This is a genomic window from Allobosea sp. P1_A7, assembly GCF_056406775.1.
In genome coordinates, this window is record NZ_JBFTZN010000397.1 from 1 (window position 1) to 3,770 (window position 3,770).

At 65.1% G+C, this 3,770-nt stretch carries 3 protein-coding genes; all 3 read left to right on the forward strand.

The genetic code is table 11. The features are described 5' to 3' along the window. Positions 1-456 precede the first annotated feature (456 nt). From AC1D34_RS34965 to AC1D34_RS34975, 3 genes are read left to right on the forward strand one after another with little or no spacing between them, the layout of a single operon-like run. Positions 457-1,482 carry an ABC transporter substrate-binding protein gene (locus tag AC1D34_RS34965; RefSeq protein WP_441508786.1) on the forward strand — a complete coding sequence of 342 codons (1,026 nt, stop codon included), beginning with the start codon at positions 457-459 and terminating at the stop codon, positions 1,480-1,482. 14 nt (positions 1,483-1,496) lie between these two features. Further along, positions 1,497-2,402 (forward strand): ABC transporter ATP-binding protein, encoded by a 906-nt coding sequence (locus AC1D34_RS34970; RefSeq protein ID WP_441508785.1) that lies wholly within the window; start codon positions 1,497-1,499, stop codon positions 2,400-2,402. Next, the gene (locus AC1D34_RS34975; RefSeq protein WP_476826711.1) at positions 2,399-3,271 is read left to right on the forward strand and encodes an ABC transporter permease; all 873 of its coding nucleotides are present in this window, start codon (positions 2,399-2,401) and stop codon (positions 3,269-3,271) included. Before AC1D34_RS34970 ends, AC1D34_RS34975 begins: the two co-directional genes overlap by 4 nt. Positions 3,272-3,770: the final 499 nt, after the last annotated feature.

The window sequence follows — 3,770 nt, forward strand, 5'->3', positions numbered from 1 at the left end:
GCCGCCTCATGATGCCCGCCGGGATAGATGAAAAGGTTCAGCGTTAGTCGGCGCTCAGGCTTGGACATTGAAACCTCGCTTCGCATCGCCACTCGAGGGCAGGTCGGGGCGGGATTGGCCCGCATTCGCCTGGTCCCGCGGCTCTCTCGCCACGCCAAAAGCATGCGGGCCCAACAACCGATGGGTCAAGAGAAGCGTTTTTTAAAGAGAACAAACCTTGGAGAACAACCAGACTGCATCCGCCCGCCGGCCCGGAAAAATGTAGAATCCGGCCTGATCTTTTCCACGCGACACAGAGTTTATCTCCTGAACGCGGTGGATGGGGGTGAACATCCTCGTTCGGATCGTTCTATAAAAAGAACATTCTCATTGACGCGCCTCATCCACGTCGTCAGATTCCGGATCATCGTACGGGCCATTCGGCGCCGACCAATTCGGATGCATCGGGAGCGAACCATGAAGCCAGTCACCCTGCTCTGGCGCCGGCGGGCGATAGCCCTCCTTGGTCTCTTGGGCCTCGCAGCCGCAGGGCCGGCCAGGGCCGCTGAAGGCCAGCTGCGCATCGCCAAGCAATTCGGTGTCGTCTATCTGCTCCTGAACGTCGCCGAGGATCAGAAGCTGATCGAGAAGCACGGCAAGGCAGCCGGCATCGACATCAAGGTCGACTATGTCCAGCTCTCCGGCGGCGCGGCCGTCAACGACGCGCTGCTCTCGGGCAATATCGAAATCGCCAGCGCCGGCGTCGGCCCATTGTTCACGCTCTGGGACCGCACCCATGGCAAACAGAACGTCAAGGGCATCGCCTCGCTCGGCAATTTTCCCTATTACCTCGTCACCAACAATCCGAACGTGAAGACGATCGCCGACTTCACCGAGAAGGACCGCATCGCCTTGCCGGCGGTCGGCGTCTCCGTGCAGGCGCGCATCCTGCAATGGGCCTCCGCCAAGCTTTGGGGCGACAAGGAATTCGCGAAGCTCGACACGATCAGCGTGACCCTGCCGCATCCCGAGGCGGCCGCCGCGATCATCAAGGGCGGCACCGAGATCACCGGGCATTTCGGAAACCCGCCCTTCCAGGAACAGGAACTGGCCGATAACCCGAAGGCGCGCATCGTCCTGAACTCCTATGACGTCCAGGGCGGCCCTGCCTCCTCGACCGTGCTCTACGGCACCGAGAAATTCTACAAGGACAGCCCCAAGACCCATAAGGCATTCCTCGATGCGCTGGACGAGGCCGCGAAATTCATCGTCGCGAACCCGGAACAGGCTGCCGATATCTATCTCAAGGCCACGGGCGCCAAGACCGACCGCAACTTGCTGCTCAAGGTGATCAAGAGCCCCGAAGTGACCTTCAAGGTCGAACCGCAAAACACGCTCGGCCTCGGTCAGTTCCTGCATCGCGTCGGCGCGATCAAGGTCGAGCCCAAGGTGCTCGGCGACTATTTCTTCGCCGATCCGCGCATCACGACGGCCGGCAGCTGAGCCGGCGGGGCACGATGACGCTGGTGGCCAACCGCGACGACCGGGCTGCAACCGGGCTGGAGGAACAGTCCGTCCGCAATCAGGTCGCGGCCCAGGCGTCGGGCCGGCAGGTGGCCCAGACGCCCCTGCCCGCGCCGCTGCTGCAGGTCGCCGGCGTGACGCTGGAATACCACACGCCGGAACGCGTCGTGCGGGCCACGCATCGCGTCGATTTCGACGTCTACGGGGGCGACCGTTTCGCGCTGCTCGGTCCGTCCGGCTGCGGCAAGTCGACCTTGCTGAAGGCCGTGGCGGGCTTCATCCGGCCGACCGAGGGCGAGATCACCCTGGGCGGCGTGCCGGTGCAGGAGCCGGGGCCCGACCGCATCGTCGTCTTTCAGGAGTTCGACCAGCTCCCGCCCTGGAAGACGGTCGCGCAGAACGTCGTCTTCCCGCTGCGCGCTTCGGGCGCGGTCGGCCGGCGGGAGGCGCAAGAGCGCGCACGCCACTACATCGACAAGGTCGGGCTCTCGCAGTTCGCCGACAGCTATCCGCACCAGCTCTCCGGCGGCATGAAGCAGCGCGTCGCCATTGCGCGCGCGCTCGCCATGCAGCCCAGGGTGCTACTGATGGACGAACCTTTCGCCGCGCTCGACGCGCTGACGCGCCGCAAGATGCAGGAGGAGCTGCTGGCGCTCTGGAACGAGGTGCGCTTCACCCTGCTCTTCGTCACCCATTCGATCGAGGAGGCGCTGGTCGTCGGCAACCGCGTCGCGCTGCTCTCGCCCCATCCCGGCCGGGTGCGCGCCGAGGTCAACAGCCACGATTTCGATCTCTCCAGCGTGGGCAGCGGGGCCTTCCAGGCCACGGTCCAGGGGCTGCATCAGCGCCTGTTCGAGACCGATCCGAAAGCGGCGGCAGTGGGGGGCCAGCCGCGATGAACCAGCACGTCTCCCCGCCGATCCGCCCGGAATACGACCGGACCCTCGCCCCCTTCGTCGAGACACCGCTCGAGCGCGCCCTGCCGCTGGCGGCGCGGCTTTGGCAGCAGGGCTGGTTGCGCAAGGCGGTGATCATCGCGTTGCTTGCGCTCGCCTGGGAAGGGCTGGCGCGCTGGCAGGACAACGACCTCCTCCTCCCCAGCTTCCTCGCCACCATGAAGGCTCTCGCCGAAGGGCTTGCGAGCAGAGAACTGCTGGAGCGGGTGCGGATCTCGCTGACCGTCCTGGCGCAAGGATATCTCGCCRGCATCGCGCTTGCCTTCCTGCTGACGACGCTGGCGGTCTCAACCCAGTTCGGGCGCGACCTGCTCTCGACACTGACGGCGATGTTCAATCCGCTGCCGGCGATCGCGCTGCTGCCGCTCGCCCTGCTTTGGTTCGGGCTGGGCTCCGGCAGCCTGATCTTCGTGCTGATCCATTCGGTGCTCTGGCCGCTGGCGCTCAACACCTTCGCCGGCTTCCAGGCCGTGCCGGAAACGCTCCGCATGGCGGGGCGAAACTATGGGCTGAAAGGCCCGGCCTATGTGCTGCAGATCCTGATCCCCGCAGCGCTGCCTGCGATCCTCTCCGGCCTCAAGATCGGCTGGGCCTTCGCCTGGCGTACCCTGATTGCCGCCGAACTCGTCTTCGGCGCAGCCTCCGGCCGCGGCGGCCTTGGCTGGTACATCTTCCAGAACCGCAACGAGCTCTATACCGACCGCGTCTTCGCGGGCCTCGTCATGGTCATCCTGATCGGTCTTCTGGTCGAGAATGTTGTCTTCGCCACGCTCGAACGGGTGACCGTACGCCGCTGGGGCATGACACGCTGAGCCAAACGGTATTCCCAACCTCGCAGGGACATTTGAAGCTCGCATCGCCGTCCGCATCCCGCGCGTAAATTGGGACGAGAGGCATCGTTCTCTCGTCCGACTGAATTGCGCCAGGGGACTTGTATGGGACTATTTCTGCCAAGAATGTCGGTCCGCTTGTCGTTGCGTGGCGAAGTTGATCTGCAAGCCATGGCATGCAGGCTCATCGCTACGGCGCGCCAGGATGCCTTCAGCTCGTGCCAGACAGGCGGTCGGGCAAAGCGTCAGCCGAGAATCTTCGCGCCGAGTGACGCCTCAGATTGAATGCGAGGCTCAGTTCCACCCGCCGGGTCCGGGTCATCAAAGGGGAGGCCGTCGCGTTCTGCGTCGCCCTCCCCTCGGCGCCGCCGCCCTAGGTCAGCTGGTGCAGGGCAAAGCCGGGCTGCGGCGTGCTGACAAGCCGGCCGGCCACCACGGCGTCGATCCCCATCACAGTGCTCAAATCGCAACCCAAGACGCC